Source organism: Serratia liquefaciens (genome assembly GCF_027594825.1).
Taxonomy (GTDB): domain Bacteria; phylum Pseudomonadota; class Gammaproteobacteria; order Enterobacterales; family Enterobacteriaceae; genus Serratia; species Serratia liquefaciens_A.
Map to the genome: position 1 here is coordinate 320,672 of NZ_CP088930.1, position 23,516 is coordinate 344,187.

17 protein-coding genes are annotated in these 23,516 nt (G+C 57.4%); 8 read left to right on the forward strand and 9 right to left on the reverse strand.

All coding sequences use genetic code 11. The features are described 5' to 3' along the window. Window positions 1–92 precede the first annotated feature (92 nt). Window positions 93–1,004: a DMT family transporter gene (locus LQ945_RS01405; RefSeq protein WP_269935551.1), complete on the forward strand. Its 912-nt coding sequence runs from the start codon at window positions 93–95 to the stop codon at window positions 1,002–1,004. Between the two features lie 53 nt (window positions 1,005–1,057). On the opposite strand, the gene LQ945_RS01410 is transcribed toward LQ945_RS01405, so the two are convergent. The 5 genes from LQ945_RS01410 to LQ945_RS01430 form a co-directional block, all read right to left on the reverse strand. Continuing rightward, a complete protein-coding gene (locus tag LQ945_RS01410; RefSeq protein WP_270102122.1) occupies window positions 1,058–3,853 on the reverse strand; it encodes a M16 family metallopeptidase in 2,796 nt (931 codons plus the stop codon). Beyond that, a complete protein-coding gene (locus tag LQ945_RS01415) occupies window positions 3,847–5,544 on the reverse strand; it encodes an ABC transporter ATP-binding protein/permease (RefSeq protein WP_270102123.1) in 1,698 nt (565 codons plus the stop codon). Before LQ945_RS01415 ends, LQ945_RS01410 begins: the two co-directional genes overlap by 7 nt. Before the next feature lie 83 nt (window positions 5,545–5,627). Continuing rightward, window positions 5,628–8,390, reverse strand: a complete 2,763-nt coding sequence (locus tag LQ945_RS01420; RefSeq protein ID WP_270102124.1) for a TonB-dependent receptor — start codon at window positions 8,388–8,390, stop codon at window positions 5,628–5,630. Between the two features lie 113 nt (window positions 8,391–8,503). Beyond that, window positions 8,504–9,460 carry a FecR family protein gene (locus LQ945_RS01425; RefSeq protein ID WP_270102125.1) on the reverse strand — a complete coding sequence of 319 codons (957 nt, stop codon included), beginning with the start codon at window positions 9,458–9,460 and terminating at the stop codon, window positions 8,504–8,506. Further along, the gene (locus LQ945_RS01430) at window positions 9,450–9,992 is read right to left on the reverse strand and encodes an RNA polymerase sigma factor (RefSeq protein WP_044551258.1); all 543 of its coding nucleotides are present in this window, start codon (window positions 9,990–9,992) and stop codon (window positions 9,450–9,452) included. The genes LQ945_RS01425 and LQ945_RS01430 overlap by 11 nt, the downstream gene beginning before the upstream one ends. 346 nt (window positions 9,993–10,338) lie before the next feature. Between LQ945_RS01430 and LQ945_RS01435 the strand changes: the two genes are divergently transcribed. Further along, window positions 10,339–11,151 carry an energy transducer TonB gene (locus tag LQ945_RS01435; protein ID WP_270102126.1) on the forward strand — a complete coding sequence of 271 codons (813 nt, stop codon included), beginning with the start codon at window positions 10,339–10,341 and terminating at the stop codon, window positions 11,149–11,151. A 30-nt stretch (window positions 11,152–11,181) separates the two neighbouring features. Here the strand turns inward: LQ945_RS01435 and LQ945_RS01440 are convergent, their stop codons facing one another. The 4 genes from LQ945_RS01440 to LQ945_RS01455 all read right to left on the reverse strand — a co-directional run bounded on the left by LQ945_RS01440 (window position 11,182) and on the right by LQ945_RS01455 (window position 16,474). Next, window positions 11,182–12,057, reverse strand: coding sequence for a LysR family transcriptional regulator (locus tag LQ945_RS01440; protein ID WP_270102127.1), 876 nt, complete (start codon window positions 12,055–12,057; stop codon window positions 11,182–11,184). Between the two features lie 369 nt (window positions 12,058–12,426). Further along, window positions 12,427–13,725 (reverse strand): c-type cytochrome, encoded by a 1,299-nt coding sequence (locus LQ945_RS01445; RefSeq protein ID WP_270102128.1) that lies wholly within the window; start codon window positions 13,723–13,725, stop codon window positions 12,427–12,429. Continuing rightward, on the reverse strand, window positions 13,722–16,004 hold the full coding sequence (locus LQ945_RS01450) for a xanthine dehydrogenase family protein molybdopterin-binding subunit (protein WP_270102129.1): 2,283 nt from the start codon (window positions 16,002–16,004) through the stop codon (window positions 13,722–13,724). The genes LQ945_RS01445 and LQ945_RS01450 overlap by 4 nt, the downstream gene beginning before the upstream one ends. Beyond that, on the reverse strand, window positions 16,001–16,474 hold the full coding sequence (locus LQ945_RS01455) for a (2Fe-2S)-binding protein (protein ID WP_269935542.1): 474 nt from the start codon (window positions 16,472–16,474) through the stop codon (window positions 16,001–16,003). The genes LQ945_RS01450 and LQ945_RS01455 overlap by 4 nt, the downstream gene beginning before the upstream one ends. Window positions 16,475–17,101: 627 nt before the next feature. Between LQ945_RS01455 and LQ945_RS01460 the strand changes: the two genes are divergently transcribed. Genes LQ945_RS01460 through LQ945_RS01485 form a run of 6 tightly spaced genes read left to right on the forward strand, consistent with a single transcriptional unit; the run spans window position 17,102 to window position 23,504 of the window. Further along, window positions 17,102–18,340, forward strand: coding sequence for an SfnB family sulfur acquisition oxidoreductase (locus tag LQ945_RS01460; RefSeq protein WP_270102130.1), 1,239 nt, complete (start codon window positions 17,102–17,104; stop codon window positions 18,338–18,340). An 11-nt stretch (window positions 18,341–18,351) separates the two neighbouring features. Continuing rightward, complete coding sequence (locus tag LQ945_RS01465) at window positions 18,352–19,557, forward strand: SfnB family sulfur acquisition oxidoreductase (protein WP_182823656.1); 1,206 nt, start codon at window positions 18,352–18,354, stop codon at window positions 19,555–19,557. Beyond that, window positions 19,557–20,927, forward strand: coding sequence for an LLM class flavin-dependent oxidoreductase (locus LQ945_RS01470; protein ID WP_270102131.1), 1,371 nt, complete (start codon window positions 19,557–19,559; stop codon window positions 20,925–20,927). The genes LQ945_RS01465 and LQ945_RS01470 overlap by 1 nt, the downstream gene beginning before the upstream one ends. A gap of 32 nt (window positions 20,928–20,959) precedes the next feature. After that, window positions 20,960–21,772, forward strand: coding sequence for a MetQ/NlpA family ABC transporter substrate-binding protein (locus LQ945_RS01475; RefSeq protein WP_270102132.1), 813 nt, complete (start codon window positions 20,960–20,962; stop codon window positions 21,770–21,772). Between the two features lie 3 nt (window positions 21,773–21,775). Beyond that, window positions 21,776–22,867 carry a methionine ABC transporter ATP-binding protein gene (locus LQ945_RS01480; RefSeq protein ID WP_081835852.1) on the forward strand — a complete coding sequence of 364 codons (1,092 nt, stop codon included), beginning with the start codon at window positions 21,776–21,778 and terminating at the stop codon, window positions 22,865–22,867. Continuing rightward, window positions 22,851–23,504: a methionine ABC transporter permease gene (locus tag LQ945_RS01485; RefSeq protein WP_044551278.1), complete on the forward strand. Its 654-nt coding sequence runs from the start codon at window positions 22,851–22,853 to the stop codon at window positions 23,502–23,504. The genes LQ945_RS01480 and LQ945_RS01485 overlap by 17 nt, the downstream gene beginning before the upstream one ends. Window positions 23,505–23,516: the final 12 nt, after the last annotated feature.

The following is a 23,516-nucleotide window of genomic DNA, read 5'->3' on the forward strand; positions in this document are numbered from 1 at the left end:
ACCCATCAGGTGTTCATCATAATGTTCAGTTGTTCATTTTAATGATAACCGCCTACGGCGGCAAGCGCAGCGCGCTATCAGGGAGAAAGCAAATGAAGATAAAAACCGGTGGCGTGTTGCAGATGACCCTCGCCATGGTCATTTCCGGTACCGTGGGCTGGCCGGTGGTGCTGCTGGGGCAGCCGCCCGCCACGGTGGTTTTCTGGCGCTGCGCGTTTGGCGCGCTAGCGATGCTGATCGCCTGCGCCCTGCTTGGCCTGCTTAAAAAAGGCATGCTGACCCGACGTCAGGCTGCCATTGCGGTGCTGGGCGGCATCGCCCTGGTGCTGAACTGGGTAATGTTGTTTGGCGCTTACACCCATGCCTCTATTGCGGTGGCGACCGTCACCTACCACGTCCAGCCCTTTATGTTGGTTGGGCTCGGGGTGCTGTTTTTCGGCGAAAAAATGACGGCATCCAAGTTTGGCTGGCTGGTACTGGCCTTCGTCGGCATGCTGCTGATCATTAGCGGTAAACAAGATGGCGGCGATGCCAGTGCCGATTACTTCACTGGCGTGTTATTGGCGCTGGGCGCAGCCTTTATGTATGCGGTAGCGGCGGCGATCGTCAAGCGTTTGAAAGAGGTACCACCGCACCTGATCGTGCTGATCCAGCTCACCCTGGGCGTCGTGCTGCTGGCGCCGTTCGCCGGCTGGGCCCAACTGCCGTCAACGGCCAACGGCTGGTTGCTGCTGGCGACCCTGGGTCTGGTGCACACCGGGCTGATGTCTTCGCTGCTGTACAGCGCAATCCAGAAAATCCCCACCGCCCTGGTAGGCGCGTTGTCTTTCATCTATCCGTTGGTGGCGATTATCGTCGACTGGGCGGTATTCGGACACCGCCTTAGCCTGATGCAACTGTCGGGCGCCGCCGCCATCTTGCTTGCGGCGGCGGGCATGAATTTTGGCTGGCGGCTGGTGCGGGAAAATCGGGCTAATCGCCCTTCATCCGATAACGCGGCATAAAACCGGCGGGATGCCGACTTGGGGTTCCCGCCGAATTTTAGCGTTGCCTGACGTTACTGCGCATTTTTTGCCGGACTTAACGTAAAGACTTTTGGATTTTTGCCTATCCACTGCGCCGCCAGTCCGTTGAGTTGTTCAACGGTTACGGCATCCAGCAAAGTGTCTTCCTGAGCCAACGACGCAAAGTTTCCGTCATCAGCCGCCACCTGCGCCAAGGTGTCTGTCCAATAGCTGGCGCTGTTTTGGCTGGCCTGTTGTTCGATCCGCCAGGCCTTCTTCGCCTTAATCAACTCTTGCTGGCTGACGCCTTCGCGCGCGGTCTGATGCAAAACTTTCAGGGCTATGTCGCTCAGCTCTTTGGCGCGTTGTGGCGCAACGGTAAAATTGAGACGTGCCAGATAATAAGGTTGCGGTAACTTGGCCAGCAACTGTGAGAACCCCAACGTATAAACCCCACTGGCCTGTTCTCGCAGGGCATAACGTAGGCGCAGGCTGACAATTTTATCCAGCAGTTGTAAACCGAGCTGGTTCGATTGCGACCATACCGCGTCGGCCGAGAATTGCATGCTGACCATGGTTTTAGGGCTGCTGGCCAGCGGATAATCGGCGTTGAGGCTACGGTGTGTTGGCACAATGCCAAGATCCCGCCACTGGGAACGCTGCGTTGACGCAGGCAATGCGCCCGGCCAACGTTCCACCCATGTTTGCAAGCGCCGCAGGTCTATCGCCCCGCTGAGGGTTAACGTCATGTCCTGAGTCGCAGCAAACAGTTGCTGATGTCGCCGGGACAAACTTTCGACGCTGAAATCGCGCCACGCGCCCTCTGGCGTCATCAATAACCGATCGCCATTTTGGTAGGCTGCCCGGGTCAGATGGTCCAGAAACTGCCGTTCGACCGGCTGTTTTGCCAGACTGAGGGCAAAGGCCTGTTTTTGCTGTTCCAGTTTGTTGGCGTCAAACTGCGGCGCGGTGATTTTCAGATATAACAGCTGTAACAACGTTTCCAACTGTTCCGGCGGTGCCGAACCCCGCAGCCCGTGATAAAGCATTTCATCATAGGGCGTGAGGCTAATGTCGTTCTGCTTGTTCAGCCTGGCCAACTGACGGGCACTGTACGGGCCGTAGCCACTGGCTTCTGGCAAACGCATGGCCCAGTTGACTTCACCGACACCGTTGGCCGCTTCTAACGAGCGTCCTCCTGGAATACGCAATGACAGTTGAATGTCGTCTTTCAGGCTATTGTCCGCTTTGACGATCACCCGCAATCCGTTACTCAGGGTCCATTGCTCACTTCCGGCCACCGGCAGCTTCTGCCGGGCGATGATTTTGCCCGACGCTGGCGAACTCAGTGACAATGTCACAGGCTTTGCCGTTAACGTGAAGGGGCCGGGCTGAGAATGGCGAATGCTTTCCCAGAGCGCCGCCAATTGCCGCGTGTCCAGCTTGTTTTTATCGCTGTCGGGGCCGATAAGCGCCAGGCGCGGTGATCCCACCGTCAGCAATTCAGCCACCTGCGCCTGAATATGTTTCACCGTGATGGCATCGAGCCAGGCCTGCGTCATCGCCAACTGCTGCTGTTTGTTAAGCATCGGCAGATCAAACTCGATGGCGGTCGTCAGATTATCCGCCAGATAATCATGCTGATAGCGCCCTTCTGCCGCAGCCTGTTGGCGTAATTTGGTTAAGACCTGTTGGCGCGCAGCGTCCAGTTCTTGCTTGCTGACCTCTGCGCTGGCCAGGCGTTGCAACTCGACGAACAGCAAGCGTAGCGCTCCAGCATAGTCGTCGTCTTTAGGACGGGCGATCAGCAAATGCTGAATGCGTTGGTTATCCAATAGCGCGCCCTGTTGATTGATGCTGGCCATCGGGAGCATTTCGTTATCGACCAGCAGCGAGAGTCGCCGGTTAAGTATGTTGAGCCATAAGGTATCCAGCAAATCGCGCCATTGACCATTGTCGGTATTCAATGCCTGCGGCAGATCGCGCTGAATGCTCAACTGGATAATCCGTGTTCCCTGCTCAGGGTCCAGTATTGTGGTGGTCAATAATCCAGACTGTGGCGCAAACCTTTTCCAATCGGGATTGTCTTGCGCGGGATGGGCCGGTTTCGGCATCGCAAACAGGCTGCTCACCTGTTGACGCACCCTGCCGGGGTCGAATGCGCCGACCACCACCAACGCCATACGCTGTGGCTGGTACCATTGTTGATAATAGCCCATCGCATCGGCAACGGGCGCTTGCTCTACGACGTCCAGCAGGCCAATAGGATCACGCTCCGCATAGCGGCTACCCTGATAGCGCAAATCTTGCAGCGACTGGTTGATACGAGACCCCACCCCTTGGCGCAAACGCCACTCTTCAACAATCACCTGGCGTTCCTTTTGGAAAGCATCCGGCTCGAAACTGATCCCCCCCGCCCAGTCCGCCAAAATGCGCAGACCCAGCTGCACTTGCTTTTCGTCGGCCTTCGGCAACGAAAGCTTGTAGGTGGTGGCGTTGAGACTGGTGGCCGCGTTCACGTGACTGCCCAGAGTAATACCCTGCTTTTCCAGCGATTTAAAACTGCTGGCACCGGGGAAATGGCGAGTCCCCTTAAAGGCCATATGCTCGACAAAATGAGCCAGTCCGCGCTGCCGTTCGGTTTCCTGCAGCGAACCGCTGTTCACGATCAGCCGTAATTCGGCACCGGGTTGCGATCGCGGCAACAGATAGACCTGAATGCCGTTATCCAGCTTGAAGTGGTGTAAATCAGCCCGCAACGGCAGGGGTTGAGGGCCGGCGCCTTTTTGGGATGGCGCACAGCCCAGCAGCAGGACCAACAGAGGGATCATGACGAGCCGGTTCAACATGGTGGTGTAACTCCGTGATTATTCACCGAGGCCTCATCAAGCGCATAGCAGCGCTCGGCGATATCGGCCAGGAAAGCCTGGTGGCTGACCAATAACACCGCGCTTTGCGGAAGTTGTTGTTTCAGCAACAGTAGAAGATGACGGGCGCTGGATTTGTCCAACGCGGAGGTGGTTTCGTCCAATAAGACCAATGCAGGACGGTTAAGCAGCAGCCTGGCGAACATCACGCGTTGCTGTTCTCCTCCGGATAAGCGCTGCTGCCAGTCGGTCGATAGCGCCAGTTGCGCAACCAACTGAGGCAGCCCAACCTGCGTCAATACCTGGCGATAGCGTGCCTCGCTGAAATTGCCGCGGGACAGCGGGTACGCCAGCAGGTCATCCAGCCGTTCAACCGGCAGATAGAGACGCTGAGGGATCCAGCACACCCTGTCGCTACGGTGGATCTGTCCTTGAAAGTGCGACCAATGTCCGCTCAGCGTTCGCAACAACGTAGACTTTCCTATGCCGGAACGGCCCTGAATCAACGACAAACTACCGGCTGTGGCGGTAATGGCGACGTTCTCCAACAGCGTGCTCCCCTCCGCCGTCTTGACGTCCAGCGTCGCTTGCAACGGCGTGGCCAGATCCGCCGCATTGTCCGTCGGATCATTGGCCGGGGCATCCAGCAGTACGACAAAGTTGTAAAGACGGGTCACGGTAGCCTGCCAGGCGGCAATTTCCCGATAAGAGAAAATAAACCACCCCAAGGCTCCAGCCACTTGCGCAAAGGATTGACGGATCTGCATCAGCCCGCCCAGCAGCAATTCGCCGGCGAGAAACTTGGGCAATGCAAAGAAGATCGGCGCCAGCGCACTCAATTGCTGATAACCGACGGTGAAGAATGAAAGGTTTTTTTCGTAACGGATCAGTTGGTACCAGTTTTCCGCCACGGCGGCGAAACGGGAAAGCAGCGCCGCTTGTTCATGCCGCTCGCCTCTTTGACCGGCTATCGCGTCGCTGGCCTCGCGGCGGGCAATCAGCCCACTGCGATAGTCCGCCTCGCGCCGCTGTTTTTCCATATTGAGCCGGCGCAGTGGATAGCCAATCCAATGCGTCAATCCAATAGCCAGCAAGGTGTAGACAATACAGACCCAGAACATGTAGCCAGGCAGACGCCAACTGCGTTGCATCAGCTCAAAATTAAGGCTGCCGGACAGTTGCCAGAGAATGGTGGCGAATGAAATCAGGGTCAGCATCGAATGCAGAAAGGTGATCAGCAATCGCAGGCTGGACTCAATCAGCAACCGCACGTCTTCCGCGATGCGTTGGTCCGGGTTATCTGGCACCAGCGCATTGATTTTCAGATCGTAGTGGCGACCGTCCGCCGACAGCCAGCGCGCCAGAACATGCTGGGTCATACCGATACGCCATCGCATGATCAAGCGTTGTTTGAGGTAGTCAGCAAAGACCACCACCAGGATCAATGCGGTGATAATCAGCAAGAAGTCCTGCAGCAAACGATACAGCGACTGGCTGTTGAGCTGCTGCAGCGCATTATAGAACTCGCCGTTCCACTGGTTGAGACGCACGTTGAACCAGACCGATGACAGGCTCATTGCCAACACCACCAAAAGCAGCAGCCATGACCACAGCGCCGCACGCCGCCCCCAGAAAGGGGCGGCAAGATAACAAAATTGCTTCAAAGTTTTCATTAGTGAACCGCTAACCCAGGTTGAGAAATTCCCATGCCTGACCGCCGGGCCTTATTGCCCGGGGTCAAGTTCATCAAAAGGGATCAGAGATCGTAATTCAGCTGAAGCCAGAACTGACGCCCCGGCTCGTAGGAGTGCAAGACCCGATCGCCATAAACAAAGGTGTCGGCAACGTTGCGTTTGTTGAGCAGGTTATTGACCTCAACCGAAATGCCGACGCCATAGGCAAAGGCCGGCTGCCACGTGACTTTGGTATCCCAGCGGAAATTGCTGGCGAAGTGGGTTTTGTCGTATTTGAGCATTTGCTTGCCGCTGTCGGGATCGAGGTAATATTCATTCCCGTAACGAACGGCCTGATTGCGTGCGCTGCGCCACTGTAAGCGGTTATAAAACGTCAGGTTGTATTCCTGCCAGTCGCTGGTCAGCTCCAGGTTAAAGCGCCACGGCGAATTGAAGTCGGTGGCAGGCAGGTCAGCGGCGTTTATCACCCGGCCGTCATACCACACCTTGTCGGAATCCAGCTTGGTGTTGGGATCGAAAAACGCATATCCCTGGTCTTTTGGCGTGTTGCTTTTGCTCTGCTGCCAGCTTATGGATCCCGACAACGCATGCGTTACCGCACCCAGCTCCCAGGGTTTGCTGTTGCTGACCGCCAACGACAAGGTGTCGTGGCTACTGCGACCGCCGTTATCGAAACTACGGATCCGCGATTTCATGGCGTTGGCGCTGTCGGCATATTTGGTGCGGCTGCGAACTTCGTCATGCCCTTCGCGGTGCACGTATTGCAAGCGCCACAGGCTTTGCATCACCTGTTGTTCAACGGCAAAGCTGAGTTCATCGTTATAGGGAGTGGACAGGCTGTCGACGCCTTCAAAATCTTTCACGCCATCCCAGTCGTTTTCCGCCGGATCCAAAGAGCAGAAATAGTAACAGTGTTCCATGCCGGCATTCTGCGCCTCATACAACGCGTAGGTCAGCATTGAACGACCGTAGTAGCGGTTGGCGCCGGCAATCAGAACGGTTGATCCGGTACCGAATACATCGAAACTGCTGGTCAGTCGCGGGGCCAGGTTGGTTTTTTCGACGAAATCGTCTCGGTCCAGGCGAACGCCCGGCCGTACGGTAAGACGCCCGTATTGCATGCTGTCGTCAAGGAACAATGCATAGTTGGTATAACCTGCCTGATAATTGCCTGCCCGGAAGCGAGTGACGTAACTGGCATTGTTCATGTACTCCAGATCTTCCGGGGTGCCGCTGAACTTGTAACGGTAGTAATCCCGATCGCGCAGGTAACGGGCGCTGGTTTTGTTGACTTCAAACCCCATGTTCGGCGAATGACGCAGCCCCAGGGCCTGGAAAGGGGTAAACCTCAGCACGCCTTTCACCGCACCGCTGTTTTGCCGCGTCGTCAAATCCCCCTGACCGCCATTGTTGTAGTACTGCGGGTTGCGCCAGTCAGAGTAATCCTCCAGCGTGTAATAATCCTTCAGATCGTTGGTTCGCTGATCTTTTAACTGTTGGTAATTGGCGGTGAGATCCAGACTCGCAATGTCAAAACGGTGCTCCAGTTGCAACGTGGTGCTCAGGCCATTGTGGTCATTGTCATAGCCTGAATTGAGCACGCTACTGGAAAACAGCTTGCTGGTGTAAGCCGAGTAATTAGCGGAAAGGTGCGCGGTGGTACGCTCATTGGCATCCCATGACAGCTTGGCGAAATAGTTGTCGGAAACACGCTTTTGATTACGGTAACCCGGCTCGGTAGACACAATTTCCAGGGCATTGTCCGGCCCTAACTGCAGGCCGCTGCCACCGGTGGTGTAGGTAGGCAAATCGGAGATACGGTGCGAGGCGGAAACCACGATGCCGAGGTTATCGGCAATCCCTGCCTCAAACCAGCCGCCAAAGTTCTGTTTGGTGTATTTGGGTTGATAGCGCCCAGGGCGACTGGTGTCGTTTTTGGCGCTGTCAAAATCCATATCAGGATCGGTGAACACTTTGTTCCACGAGGAACGCGTTTCACGAAAATACGCATGCGCACTGTTTTCACCGCGCCAGCGGCGGCTGGTGACGTCCAAAGTGCCGCCGGTGAAGCCGCCGTATTCAACCGGGATGTTATTATCGAACACCGTTACGCTGTCGATCAGGCGGCTATCGATATACATGCCCTGCTCGCTGCTGTCGATACGGGTGATGGTTTCGCCGTTACCGTCACTGGCAGGGTCAACGTCGTTGTTGAAACTGACGCCGTCTAACTTATAAGCATTCTGATAGCTCGACGAACCATGAATGGATATCGCCTCAGGTTTGATTTCACCCTGCGTCAGGCCGGTATTCCCGGCATTGGAAAACTGCACCGCCGGGTTGGATTTCAACAGTTCGGTGACGTTGCCGTTACCGGTTGAGCGTTGACGGATCTCTTCGGAAGTGATGACCTGCGGCGCCGACATCACATTGTCCGCGCTGCGCCCGCCGGCCTCTCCCATCACCGACGTAGTTGGCAACACCATGCCCTTGGTATTGCCCAGTGCGGCCGGCGGACGGATCACATAGCCATTGCCGCTGTCGACCAACGTCAGGCCGCTGCCGACCAGGAGCTGCTGCAAGGCGGTCTGCGGACTGTAGCTGCCGTTGAGCGCCGGAGCACGCAAGTGCTGCAAGTCTGCCTCATTGAACAACACCTGCAGTTGCCCCTGTCGCGCGATCTGCGCAATGGCATTAGCCAGAGGTTGTTCAGCCATATCAAGTTGCAGTGCTGCGGCACCAGCCAGTGGGCTGGACAGCAGCATCGCCAGCGCTATTGCGGTCAGTGCCGGCATCCCAGAGCGTTTATTGTTTTTTTGCGTCATGTTGAGTGTTCTTCCCTAGAAAATGAAAGTGCCGTACCCATCGGCACAGCACCTGGGAAGACGTGATAATGAGAATTATCCTCACCTAAAAAATGAAATATTTTTTAACTTTTTTATTTGGCCTTTATTATCAATGCATTGCCATTTGCATCACGCACCACGCTCACGTTCAACAACAGCGGCAGTGCCGTCAGGAAAGCATCAGGATCGGCCAAATCCAAGGTGCCTGACACCGGCATTTCGGCAAGATCCGGGCTGGCCAAACTGATGTGGCCGGCCCGGTAGCGGTTAAGCTCTGCTGCCAGATCGCCCAATGGACGGTTGCGGAACAGCAATTGGCCCTGACGCCAGTCGCCTATTTCTTCCAACGATCTGCGCCCACGCTGCAGCTCCCCAGCGGTCGGTTCCTGACGAGCCAGATCGCCGGCGTGTAACAATACCGGGGTTGTGTGAGGCCGCCCCATCATGGCAACAATCCCTTTGCGCACCGCGACGGCTACGCTGGCGCCATCAAAGCGCACGTCAAATTCGGTACCCACCACTCGCACCTGGCTTTCCCCCGCATACAGCGTAAAGGGTTTTGCCTTGTTCGCTGCAACGCTGAGATAGACTTCACCTTGTTCCAGCCAAAGCTGTCGCTGCTGTTGACCATACTGCACGCGTATTTTTGTTTGGCGGTTCAGGTAAACCCGGCTGCCGTCCGTCAGCACCACATCCCGGGGGCTGTCGGCGGTCTGCACGCTAAGGTTGTTGGTCAGCAACAGCGGTAGCTGGCTGGTCGGCAACAGCAGCGCCAGGGCAAAAAACAGCCCAGTGCCGCAACGGCGCAGTGGCCGTAGCCAGCCGGTAGTTTGGCGACGAACCCTATCGGCAGGTCGCGCTATTTGCAGGCAATCGCCCCAAATTTGCTGGATTTCCTGAAAGGCCGCCTCATGCAACGAAGAAGCAGCTCGCCAGTCGGCCAGCTGCCGCTGCTCGTCACGGGTTAAACGGCGCGCCTGGCTGCGACTAAACCACCACGCGGCCTGTTCATCAATCTCGCTTTTCAGCAATTGATTGTCATTCATCATGTTGCACACTCTCCTGCCCGGCAAGATAACGCTTGCAGTGCACTAAGGCGCCGGCAATATGCTTTTCCACCATGCTGACGGAAATGCCCATTCTTTCCGCGACCTCCACTTGCGACAGGCCATCGAAACGGTGCAGTACAAAAGCCTGACGTCGCCGCGGCGGCAGACTGTTGATTGCGGCCTCCAAATGGTTCAAGCGCTGCTGATGTTCGAGCCTTTGGTGAGGATCGGTTTCAAAGGGCGCGACATCCTGTCGATAAATCTCTTCTTCCTGATCTTCCGCCAACAAAAGACGCCGCTTGCCGGCGCTGCGCCAATAATCAATCAAAACCCGATGAGCGATTTTGAACAGAAAGGCGCGGGTATGCTCAACCGGCGTCTGTTTCGCACGTTTTAGCCATAAGGCAAAGACATCTTGCGAAAGGTCTGTCGCGTCGTGGGCATTATCCAGCCGTTTGCGAAAGAAGCTCACCAACTGACCGTAGGTATTCTGGTAGGCCAGACTTACCTTTTTTGATGACGGTTTATTCATGACGATATCCGTAAAGATCGCACTGTCCCGAACGAATTGGCAGGCCAGGCTGCCGCAGAATTCGGAAACATTGAGTCGGTTACTCACGCTGCAGGCAGCAATATTTTGCAAAACAGGGGCGACTCTGAAGGTGAATACAATGGCGTTCACTCTTATAAGGCTGAGGGTTATAAGCAAAGCACAGATCAAATGCAAATAATAATCACTACTACTATCAAAGTGATTATCATTGAGTATAATCCGCAGCATTAAATTCGATATATTCGCGGATCCAGGGGGGCGTTATCCCCCTTTCGCTACGCTGATCGATATATTGAATGGGACATGGAAAGGCATGGAGTGGGTAATGAAATCATTTCGACAGGTGGCCACCGGTGGCTCGGCCGTCTCTTTGGTGAAATTCAAATCGCCGCTAATCCCTGCCCCCCGTTGGACGTTCAGCCTGCTGCTTGGCATCGCCGTACATCTGTTGGCGGCCCTGATGTTGATTGGCTGGGTGCATCACGTCACGCCACAAGGCATGTTGCCGCCGGCCGTGATTATGGATCTGGCGATGTATCAGCAGATGGCGACCCCTGCCGCCGATGTTCCCCCCGGGCCGGAGCAAAACATGGCGGCTCCGGAAAGGGTTAAACAACCCGAAAAAAAATCCGAAGACTTGCCCAAGTTGACGCGCGCGGCACAGGGAACGCAGGCTATTCGTACCGAATTGCAGGTCAAGAAAGCCAAACCAACGCCTGAGCTGAACGACCTTCCCTTGCCGGTGGTGGCCCGCAACAGCGCCCCCACGACCAGCGCCCCTTTACCGGGACAGTCACAGAAAAACTCCGCGTCTTTCACCAGCCCTTCGGCCGCCGCTGTCAGCGGGCAGGTCAACTGGAACAGCGACGTTCTGGCACACCTTGCGCGCTATAAACGCTACCCCCGGGAAGCCTTGCGCTATCGTCTGCAAGGCGTGAGCCACGTTCGCTTTAAGGTCACGTCCGCGGGAAATGTCATTGCGGCGGAACTGTTGTCCAGCTCCGGTGAGCGAATACTGGATCGGGAAGCTATGCGGCTGATCGCCCGGGCACAACCTCTGCCACCGCCGCCGGCAGAATTGCTGCGTAACGGCGTCGTCGAGCTGATTGCGCCTATTGCCTACGACGTCAAAAACTGACCCGGCAAACCTTACTGCACCCTGTGTGACTCAAGGCAGTTGTTTCAACCCGTTCAATCCGGCAATCACCTTTTGCAGAGCCCGGTTGAGTGGTTTGTCCTGACGTAACGCGATAGCCAACGTACGCTCAAGCACCGGCGTCAGGGATCTCCCTCGTAAGTCGGTTAGCGCCATGCGGGGAATAATGCTGTACCCCAGCCCGGCGGCAACCATCTCTTTGATCGCCTCAATGCTGCCCAGCTCCATCACCGGCATCGGTTTCACCCCGGCACTCAGAAACCAGCTGTCAATCAGCCTGCGGGTGCTGCTGCCGGCCTCGAAGGCGACCCACGGCAGCGCGCCCAGCCCCTGCGGCGTGAATTCGACGGGCACGTTCGAGCCATCCGCAGGGAAAATAGCCACGAATTCATCTTGCAACAATGGGGTTAACTGCACATTGCGTCCGCTGGCCGGCAAGGTCACCAAAGCAATATCGAGCCGGTTTTCCTCCACCGCTTTCACCATGTTATCGGTGTTGCCGGTACGTACGCCGATGTTTAAGCGTGGATAATTCTGTTTCAGTTCACGCAGTAGCGAAGGCAGCAGATGAATGCAGGCGGTAGCCCCGGTTCCGATGGTGATGACGCCGGCAATCTCCTGTGCATGATCGGCCATCGCACCCAGTGCATTGTCCACTGCCGTATTGATACGTGTGATATGTTCAAGTAACACTTCACCGGCGGACGTGGGCCGCACGCGTTTGGCAACCCGCTCTAACAGCCGCACCTGCAGACGCTGTTCCAACTGGCGTATCTGCAGGCTAACGGCAGGCTGGGTCAGCCCCAGCAAATCTCCCGCCGCAGAAAAACTCCCTTGCCTGACCACCAGAGCAAAAGTGTTGAGCTGGTCTAAATTGACTTTTTCCACCGTGAGACGCCTTCTAAACCCCGAATGTTGCCGAATAATAAGCGAAACGCCTATCCCAAAAATATCAAAAGCTCAGCGAATTAACGTATTCGCCCTGGCCGGCAAGAGCTGTTATTTATTTAACCAGACACGGGAGGAGTTAACGATGGCACGCTACGTGTGGAATGACCGACTGAAACAGAGCATCCGTTTCAGTTACTGGAATGAGCTGTGCGTTACCGACGATAAAGGGGCCTTGGCCCCTCAACCTGCTGATAAACCTGCCCGACAGGCTTCGAACTTATATGCCCTATCGGACGCAGCATCCAGCTCACCTGCCCTTTAACAAACCAGGAGACCTTTGCGGCCCCTGGCTCCATGCTAATTAGGCTATTTCTCCGCCGTTTGAGCGCGCAAGCGGCTGACCTGCGCTTGCAGCTCGGGCCACGGCGCTTTCCCCGCATAACTTTGTCGCAGATAGTTAAGCAATTCGGCAATCTGGCGGTCGTTCAGATTATGGCGAAATGCCGGCATATAGCCCAGGCTGTTATTGGCCGGCCGCTGAATACCGTCCAGCACCACCCGAATGGCATTGTCCGGCTTATCGGCATACAGGTTGGTGTTCAACGCCAGCGAAGGTCGAACGCCGACCATCTGAGCGCCCTTTTCCTGAGCATGGCATGCCATACAGGCACCGGAGAAAATACGTGCGCCCTCCGTGGTTAACGGCTCGGTGCGTGACTCGGCCCATTGATTCAAGCGTTTGGCCTCCGTCACCTTGGGCTCGGTCGGATGAAACGTACGCAGATAGGTGGCTATGGCCTGCAAGTCTTGCTCTGGCAAGCGCGAAAGCCCCTCTTCAATCACCGGCGCCATCGGCCCGGCTGCCACGCCGTGATCCGCCGAATAGCCCGTGCGCATAAAGCTGAGCAAATCCTCGCGTTTCCACTCCAGCGGAGCCAAGGAGCTGCCGGTTAGCGACGGGGCCGTCCAGTCTTCCGCCACGCCGCCGGTCAGGTGCTCGGCGCCGCCTTTCTCGCCAAACATCAGGTTGCGCGGCGAGTGACAGGCGCTGCAGTGGCCAAGGCCTTCGGTCAGATAGGCCCCGCGATTCCATTCGGCGCTTTGCGTCGGGTCGGCTTTCATCGCACCAGGCGTCAGGAACAGCCAGTTCCAGGTGACGATGCCCTGGCGAATGTTAAACGGAAAACTCAACTCGGTGGCCGGCGGCTGATATTTCACGGCCGGTTGCGACATCAGGTAGGCGTACAATGCCTGCAGATCTTCATCGCTGGTGCGGGTAAACGCCGTGTAGGGAAAGGCCGGGTAGAGATAGTGCCCTTCACGGTCAACCCCATGGCGCATCGCTCGCTCAAAAGCGGCATACGACCATTGGCCAATACCGGTTTCGTTATCCGGCGTAATGTTGGTGCTGTAAATGGTGCCGAACGGAATTTCCATCGCCAAGCCGCCGGTATTGCGCTCGCCGCCGGGCCGGGTATGGCACACCGCGCAGTCGCCGAGATCGGACAGCACTTTCCCTTTGGCTATCTGTTGCTGACTGAAAACGTGATGATCATTTTCCTCCAGCGGCGCGATTTCCGGTTGCCAACTGGCTATCGCCCCAATGACCACGGCGGCAACCACCGTCAGACTGCCCCATCCGGCAACTTTTTTTATGCTGATCATAGTGATTTATCCCCTTTTGCGTTGCCGGAAGCCTGCTGTTTTAACGCCTTCACCACCCGCTCCGGGGTGAAAGGCACTTCCCGCATACGCACGCCCAGCGCATCGAACAACGCATTGGCGATCGCCGCCGCGCTCGGCACAGAGGCAGATTCTCCCGCCCCCATCGAGGGTTCATCCGGATAGTCCAGCAGTTGAATATCAACCTGCGGCAACTCATCAAACCGCAGGATCGGATAACCGCCCCAATCCAGTGACGTCACGGCCGCGGCGTCAAAGGTGACGAACTCTTTCAGCACCCGGCTGGCGGACTGAACGATATTGCCGTGCACCTGGTGACGAACCCCGGCCGGGTTGATGATGCGGCCGCAGTCGTGGGCAACGAAGATTTTATCCAGCTTGATCTGACCGCTGTGGCGATTAACGCTGAGATCGCACACCCAGGCCGCCCAGGCGGCACCAAATCCGGGGAATTTACTGTGGAAATAACGCGCATAGGCAAAGCCGCGCCCTGTCACCCATTCAGGATCGCCGGATACCGGGCTGCGGTGAGCCGGGCCATCCTGCCAATTGGCCTGCTTTTTCAACGCTTGAATCAGCGCCACAGCACGCGGGTCTTTCAGATATTGCAGGCGGAATGCGATCGGATCCTGCCCGGCTCGCCACGCCAGTTCATCAATCCACGATTCGTGGGCGAACACATTGGGTAACGCCGAGACCCCACGCATCCACGAAGCCCGCACAATCGGCGCTGCGTCCTGGCACACCACCCGCATGTTGGGATATTCATATTGTGGAATGGCGGTTCTGTCGCCCATCTGCTGGACGTCTGCCCGGTTGGGCACTTTACCGGTCAGCACCAGTGACAGCGTCACTGCGTTATTGGACGGGTAGCTGGTTTTCAGTTCATAAGCCGCCACCTGATTGTGTTGGTCCAACCCGCCGCGGACTCGTATCAGTTGCCCGGTGCCCTTGGGTTCCCAGCCAGCCTCTTGTTCACGCATCAACTGTACCCTGACCGGCTTGCCGGTGGCCTGCGATAACAGCACAGCGTCAGCAGAGACGTCATCGGCGCAGTTGCGACCATAGCAGCCGGAGGCTTCCATACGATTGATATGAACCTGCTCTGGCCGCCAGTCGAGCAAATGAGCGATGTCCTTACGCAAATCGTGAGGATTCTGCGTGCCTGACCAGACTTCGGCGTGATCGAGACCGACGTCGGCCACCGCACAGGACGGACCGATTGACGCGTGTTGATGATAAGGCCAGACGTAATCAGCATTGACTTCGGTATGCAACGAGGCCAAAGCGGCATCTACCCCGGCATCATCACGCAGCACGCGATCGGTCTTGGGGTTTTCCACCAGGGCCTGATGCAATCCTGTGAGCGAAAGATCGGGTAAACCGGACCAGGGGCGCCAGACGGTCTTCAGTTGTCGCATCGCGGCAATCGCCTGCTCTTCACGTTCGGCGACGATGCCGATGAAGTCGTTAATCACCACCAGTTTTACGATGCCGGGCAGATGGGCGATGGAGTCAGAGTCTACCGACAGCAGGCCACTGCCCAAGGGGGCGCTGCTGTCGGCGCCGATATACGGCGGACGCACCACTCTGCCATGCAGCATGCCCGGCAGGCGGAGATCATGCACATAGGTCAGTTGGCCGGTCACCTTGGCCGGGATATCCACGCGCGGCACCGCCTTGCCCACGTAACGACTTTCCGCCACACTCTTCAGCCTGATGGTTTTATCCAGTGCCACCTGTAAATTCTGCCCGCGGGCCAGTTCACCATAGCTCAGGCTGACGTTGGGTTTATCTATCGCAAATACCCGGCCATTTTCAGCCTGCAGGCGTTCCACCGGTAACGCAAAGGCCTTTGCGGCCAGCGCCAGCAGCAATTGCCGCACCTGCGCGGCAGCCTGGCGCAGCGGTATCGAAGTCACCTGGATAGTGGCGCTGGCGATGGTAGGCCCCTGATCCGGGGTGCGCTGGGTGTCACCCAAAATCACCGTAACGTGCTCAAAAGGTACGCCGATTTCATCGGCAACAATCTGTGCCAATGCGGTGCGAATGCCGGTGCCGAGATCCACATGGCCGTTAAATGCGGTTACGCGGCCATCGGCGGTCAGGCCGATAAAACTGTCCACGCGATCGAGCGGCAGATCGCCGACCGCCGCTGGCTCAGCGGCGAAAGCATTAAGTGAAACGGGCAGCAGGCTGCTGACCATCACCAGGCCACCGGCCTGCAACAGGCGGCGGCGCGTGATTTCCAGGCGGCTCATGCCGGCCCCCTTTCCGCCAACAGCTGGCGGGCTTTGGCGGCTGCACGCAAGATTTCAATATGGGTGCCGCAACGGCACAGGTTATAAGCCAGCTCATTTTTGATTTCTTGTTCATCTGCCCGAGGGTTGCGTTCAAACAGAGCAACCAGCGTCATGATCATGCCGTTGGTGCAATAACCGCACTGCGCGGCCTGCTCATCAATAAAACCTTGTTGAACCGGATGCAGTTGCCCCGCCTCGCCAAGGCCTTCCAGCGTGGTAATGGATTTGTTGAGGGCACCGCTCAGCGGGAGGGAACAGGAACGGGCGGCTACGCCGTCGATCAGTACCGTGCAAGCACCGCACTCCCCGAGGCCACAGCCGTATTTAGGGCCGTTAAGGCCCAGATCGTTGCGTAACACGTAGAGTAGCGGCGTTTCGGGTGAAACGGCGCCCAGTGCGACCATCCGGCCGTTTATTTTTATTTCCATGGTGAATGCATATCCTTAACCAAACGGATCTCTCCGTAATATCACTGTGATGAATAACTCACAGCATGCTAATTATAATCATTGAAAGACTTTCTAATGTTAAGGGTATGTAGCGGCAATTGCTTTAACGAAAAGTGGGTATTTATTATCGATTGCCGATGACTGGTCACAATAACGGCAGCTCAGGTCGCTGACGTTGAACAAAAAACGAGCGCACTTTCTTCCTGCGTGAAACCGCCGTCAGAAGCATTGATATATTTTATTTCGGTGAATTAAGCGTTATTAAGCAGGAGGTATATCTTGAAGCTTTATTTTCTTCGGTAATCTTTTTTATTTCCACAGGCTAATATGAGGTCCGAGTTTATTATATTCCCTCTAGGCCGACAGCGCCGTGGCGCGCGGCCTTCCTCTCTGCCACGCCGCTTGGGCTGTGGCATTCCCTTTAGCTAATTAATCGCTAAGCAAGGGACTATTTATAATAAGCCGCCGCTTTACACCCTCGCGCGCAAATTATTATTATCATTACGTTCCCGCCGCAGAACCGACTTGAATTTTAATTATATTTTATTGCGCTACGCACAGAGCGGCGCGCTCTTTACTGCTGCCTACCGTATTGAGGACATCGTTATGGTTGTTTCTGTTTCGCCTGCACCGGATGCACCCACCGCCCCCCCAGCCGATGAGCCGGCTCGTTACCTCACTGACGATCGTCAGGCGCTGGATGCGGCGCGTCAGGTGGCCAACGCCGCAGCTCCCCGTGCCATGCTGCGTGACCGCCATCGGCAGTATCCGCTGCAAGAGCTGGCGCTGTTCAGCCAGTCCGGCCTGGGCGGCATTTCGATTCCGCGTCAATACGGCGGGCCAGGGCTATCCTTCGCCACGGTGGCAGAGGTCTTTCGCCTGATTTCCGCCGTCGATCCGGCGCTGGGCCAGATCCCGCAAAACCACTTTGGTCTGATCCAACTGCTGCGCGATGCGGCCAGCGAAGCTCAGCAACGGCGTATTTTCAGCGAAGTGCTGGCCGGCCGGCGCATCGGTAACGGTGGCCCGGAAAAAAACAGCAAACACACGCTGGACATGCATACCCGCCTGCAGCAAACGCCTGATGGCCTGCGTCTCAATGGGGACAAGTTTTACTCTACCGGCGCGCTGTTCGCACAAATCGTCGCCGTCAAAGCCCTCGACGATCGGCTGCAGCCGGTACTGACCCTGCTGCCAGGGCCCACGGTCGGCCTGGAGATTGTCGACGATTGGTCAGGTATGGGCCAACGCACCACGGCCAGCGGCACCATGCGGTTGCGTAACGTGGCGGTTGACCCGATCAACGTCATCCCGCTGCTGCCGCTGGCAGAAAAACCCACCATTCAAGGCGCGGTTTCTCAACTGATCCAGGCGGCTATCGATGCCGGTATTGCCCAAGGCTCTCTGGATGAGGCCACGCAGTTTATTCGCGAGCGCTCTCGCCCTTGGGTCGATGCAGGCGTCGAACGTAACGCCGACGATCCCTACATTCTGGCCGACGTCGGTCGAGTTAGCGTCGAGCTGTGCGCGGCAAATGCCCTGTTGAGAAAGGCGGCACTCACTCTCGATGAAGTCGATCGCCACCCGATCACGGCCGAAAGCGCCGCGGCCGCGTCGATTGCGGTGGCCGAGGCCAAGGTACTGACCACCGAGGTCGCGCTGTTGGCCAGCGAAAAACTGCTCGAGTGGAGCGGCAGCCGCGCCACATTGGCAGAACATGGCCTCGACCGTCACTGGCGCAACGCCCGCACTCACACCCTGCACGACCCGGTACGCTGGAAATACCACGCCATCGGCGATTACTACCTCAACGGCCGTTTTCCCGCGCGCCATTCGTGGATTTAAAGGAACCGAACATGACAAGCCAGACAGTCCCTCAACGTACCGCGCAGAGTATTACCGATGCCGGACAGGCGCTGGAGACCGCCCATCGGCTGGCGACAGAATTCAGTCCCGGTGCCGCCGAACGTGACAGCCAACGACGGCTGCCGGTTACCGAACTGGCCGAATTGTTCGCCTCCGGGCTTGGCGGGATCACCGTCCCGCGTGAATTTGGCGGCCCGGCGCTGTCAAATCGCGTTCTGGCGCAGGTCATCGTCATTCTCAGCCAGGCCGATGCCTCGATCGGTCAGGTGCCGCAAAATCACTATTACGCACTGGAAGTGCTGCGGGTCAACGGTTCAAAGCGTCAGCAGCAACGTTTGTATCAGGAAGCGCTGGCCGGGGTGCATTTTGGCAATGCGCTGGCGGAATTCACCAGCAAAGCCGCTCACCAGCGGAGTACCGCGCTATCCCGGCATCAGGGGCAATGGCACCTGAACGGCCAAAAATTTTACGCCACCGGCGCACTCTATGCCGGGCGCATCCCAACCGCCGCGCTGGGTGAGGACGGTAAAGAGCAATTGGTGTTTTTACCGCGCAATACGCCGGGTTTGACCATTACTGACGACTGGTCGGGCTTTGGCCAACGCACCACCGGCAGCGGCAGCGTGGCGTTAAACCATTGTCCGGTCGATGAAGAGGATATCGTGCCTTTCCAGACTGCGTTTGAACGGCCCACGCCGGTGGGCCCGCTGGCGCAGATTATGCACGCCGCCATCGATCAGGGCATTGCCAAAGCGGCCTGGCAAGACATGTTGCAGTTTGTCCGTACTCGTTCCCGTCCGTGGATTGACTCTGGGGTCGAACAGGCCAGCGATGACCCGCTAACGCTGGATCGCATAGGCAAAATCTCCGCTCGAATTCAGGCCGGCGACGCCTTGCTGGAAGTGGCGGGCGAAGCGGTCGACGCCGCACAGCGCCACAGCGATGCACAGTCGGTGGCGGAAGCCTCGATTGAAGTTGCCAGAGCGCGCGCCTGGACCACCGAAGTCTCGCTGGCCGCCGGCAATCTGCTGTTTGAGTTGGCCGGTAGCCGCGCCACTGTGCAGGAATACAACCTTGACCGCCACTGGCGCAATGCCCGCACTCATACCCTGCACGATCCGGTGCGCTGGAAATACCCGGCAATCGGCAATTACGTTTTAAACGGGGTGTTGCCACCGCGTCGGGGGACCTTGTAATGAGCGCTATTGCCAAAGAAGTTCTGCTGAACGCCTTCAACATGAACTGCGTCGGCCATATTCATCACGGCATGTGGACTCATCCACAGGATCGTTCCACCGAATTCAACCAACTGGGCTACTGGACCGAATTGGCGCAGCTGCTGGAGCGAGGCCTGTTCGACGGACTGTTTATCGCCGATATTCTCGGCGTTTATGATGTTTACCAGCAGAATATTGCCCTGACCGCCCGCGAGTCGATACAGCTGCCGGTCAACGACCCGCTGCTGCTGGTGTCGGCCATGGCGGCGGTCACTCGCCATCTGGGGTTCGGCATCACCGCCAACCTCAGCTATGAAGCCCCCTATCCCTTTGCCCGACGGCTGTCGACGCTGGATCATCTGACCCAGGGACGTATCGGTTGGAATATCGTGACCGGTTATCTCGACAGCGCCGCCCGCGCCATGGGGCTGAACGAACAGGTACCTCACGATCGCCGCTACGACCAGGCCGATGAGTTTCTCGACGTGGCCTATCAGCTGTGGGAAGGCAGTTGGGAAGACGGGGCCGTATTGGCTGACCGACAACGGCGAATCTACGCTGATGCGCAGAAGATCCATAAGGTGATCCATCGGGGAGAATTCTATCAGGTGGAAGGTTATCACCTGTCGTCGCCTTCACCACAGCGTACCCCACTGCTGTTCCAGGCGGGCAGTTCGTCACGTGGCATTCAATTCGCCGCTCGCCATGCGGAATGCACCTTCGTGAATCACGCCACGCCGGCGGTGATGAAAGCCCAGGTGGACAAGTTGCGCAACGCCGCGGTGGCCGCCGGACGTCAGCGTCAGGATTTGAAAGTCTTTATGGGGGTCGGCGTTATCGTCGCCCCCACAGCCGCGGAAGCTCAGGACAAATATCGCGAATATCTGCGCTATGCCAGTCCGGAAGCCGGCCTGGCGCATTTCTCCAGTTCTACCGGCATCGACCTCTCGCGTTTCGGGCTCGACGATCCGATCCAGACCGGGCCGACCCAGGCCATTCAATCCGTGACCCAAACCTACCGCGGCTGGACCCGGCGCCAACTGCTGGAACAGCACGCTATGGGCGGCCGCTACCCACTGGTGGTGGGCGATCCCCAGCAGGTGGCCGATGCCTTGCTGCAGTGGATTGACCAGGCCGATATCGACGGTTTTAACCTGACGCGAATCGTTAATCCAGGCAGCTACCGCGATTTTATTGATTTGGTGGTGCCGGAATTGCAATCGCGCGGGCGATACAAGACCGCCTACCGTGCCGGCAGCCTGCGGCAAAAACTGTTCCAACAACAAGACCGATTACCCCCAAGTCACCCGGCTGCCCGCTGGCGTCTGGGTGCTCCATTAACGGTTTGAACCACTTACTTTTCTTTTAAAGGGACAACATCATGACCATAGCCAATCTGGCACTAAAAATACTGTTCCCGGCGCTGCTGGCCTTCTCAGGCTCGGTGGCGGCGGCCAATGACTACAGTGGCGCCCTGAAGGTCGGCACCACCGCCGCCTTCGCGCCGCCGTTGGAAGTGGCGGCGGAAGAGGCTCGCAAACAAGGGCTGAAGGTGGACATTATCGAATTCAGCGACTGGACCGCTCCTAACGTCAGCCTGGAAAACGGCGATATCGACGTCAACCTGTTCCAGCACCTGCCGTTCCTGCATAACGCCAACAAAGAAGGCAATTTCCATCTGGTGGCCTATGCCCCTGCGATCATCAATAACGTCGGGTTGTATTCCAAGAAACATAAAAGCATTGCCGAACTGCCGGACGGTGCCAGCGTGGCGATTGCCAATGACGTGATTAACGGCGGGCGCGGTCTGTTGCTGTTACAAAAGGCCGGGCTGATTAAGCTCAAACCCGGTGCGGGTATCCAGGCGACCCAGGCCGATATTGTCAGTAACCCCAAACACATCAAGATTATCGAGGTAGAAGCGGTGCAATTGGCGCGCACCCTGGAAGAAGTGGATCTGGCGCAGGGCTATCCCCACTACCTGCGGCTTTCCGGCACCGTCGATCCCAACAGCGCCCTGCTGTTTGACGGCCTGGAGAACCCGGAGTACGTGATCCAATTCGTGATCCGCGACGGTCATCAGGACGATCCGCGTCTGCGCAAGTTTGTCGACGTGTATCAGCATTCCCCGGTGGTACGCGCGAAGCTGGACAGTTTCTACGGCAAACTGTATCAGCCAGGCTGGAGTCAATAAGTTATGTCCAGCCTGGTCCTGACTCCGCCGGAGGCCCTGGTTGCCGATGAGCCGGTTCGCCACCTGGATGATACTCATCTGCGCTTTACCCGGCTCAGCAAGCGTTATCCCGGCCAACTGACCGATGCGCTAAAGGAAATTAACCTCAGCATTCGCCGAGGGGAAATTTTCGGCATCATCGGCCGTAGCGGCGCGGGGAAATCCTCGTTGATCCGCACCATCAACCGATTGGAACGCCCCAGCGGCGGCAGCGTCGAGGTCGATGGCGTCGATATTGATCGTCTGAATGAAGATCAATTGGTGGCCTTCCGACGGCGTACCGGCATGATTTTTCAGCATTTCAACCTGTTGTCGGCCAAAACCGTTCGGCAGAATATCGAGCTGCCCCTGCGTGTGGCGGGCGTGCCCCCCGCAGAACGGCGCAGCCGAGTGGACGCGCTGCTGGAGCTGGTCGGGCTACGCGACTACCCGGACGCCTACCCGGCACAGCTTTCCGGCGGGCAGAAACAGCGGGTCGGTATCGCCAGGGCACTGGTGCACAACCCTGAACTGTTGCTGTGCGACGAGGCCACCTCGGCACTCGATCCGGAAACCACCCGCGCCATTTTGGCCTTACTGCAACGCATCAACCGAGAGTTCAACATCACCATCGTGCTGATCACCCACGAAATGGAGGTGATCCACGATATTTGCCACCGGGTCGCCGTGCTGGAGCGCGGCGAAATTATCGAGTACGGCCCCGTCTGGCAGGTGTACGGCAATCCGCAGCAGGAAACTACGCGTATCTTGTTGACCCCGGCGCACGACAGCCTGCCCGAGATACTGGCCGGACGAATTACCGCTACGCCATCGGCGCCGGATTCGCCGTTGTTAATCCGATTGCGTTATCGCGGTCTGGGGGCTTCGCTGGAACTGAATCGGGTGCTGGCGGCTTTTCAGGGCAATGTGACACTGGTCGAAAGCGCCATTGAGCATATTCAGGGAAGGGCCATAGGGTACTTGCTGTTAAGCGTGACACCGTCACCGTTCGCATCCGCTATTCCACAAACGCTGGCCGACAGCGTGGAGGTACTGGGCTATGTCACTGCTGCTTGACCGGCTGTGGGCCGGATTTCTCGATACGCTGCTGATGGTGGGCGTTTCTTCCCTGCTGGCACTGGCGCTGGGGCTGCCGCTGGCGGTTGTGCTGGTGGTCAGCGAACGCGGTGGGCTCTATGAACAAGTCGGGGTTCAACGGGTACTCGGCTGGCTGGTGAATCTGTTTCGCTCGATCCCCTTCTTGATCCTGATGGTCGCCTTGATCCCGTTCACCCGCATGCTGGTCGGCACCTCTTACGGCGTCTGGGCAGCGGTAGTACCGCTGACGGTCGCCGCCATGCCGTTCTTTGCGCGCATCGCCGAAGTCAGTCTAAGGGAGGTGGATCACGGCCTGATTGAGGCGGCACAGGCCATGGGATGTCGTCGTGGGCACATCATCCGCCACGTGCTGCTGCCGGAAGCGATGCCCGGCATCGTCAGCGGTTTCACCATTACTCTGGTCACCATGATCAACGCTTCGGCGATGGCCGGGGCTATCGGAGCCGGCGGTCTGGGTGATTTGGCTTACCGTTATGGTTACCAGCGTTTCGACACCCAGGTCATGCTCACCGTCATCGTGGTGCTGGTGGCTCTGGTCACCCTGCTGCAATTTTTTGGCGATCGGCTTTCGCGCCGATTAAACCACCGGCAATAACCCTTTTGTTAA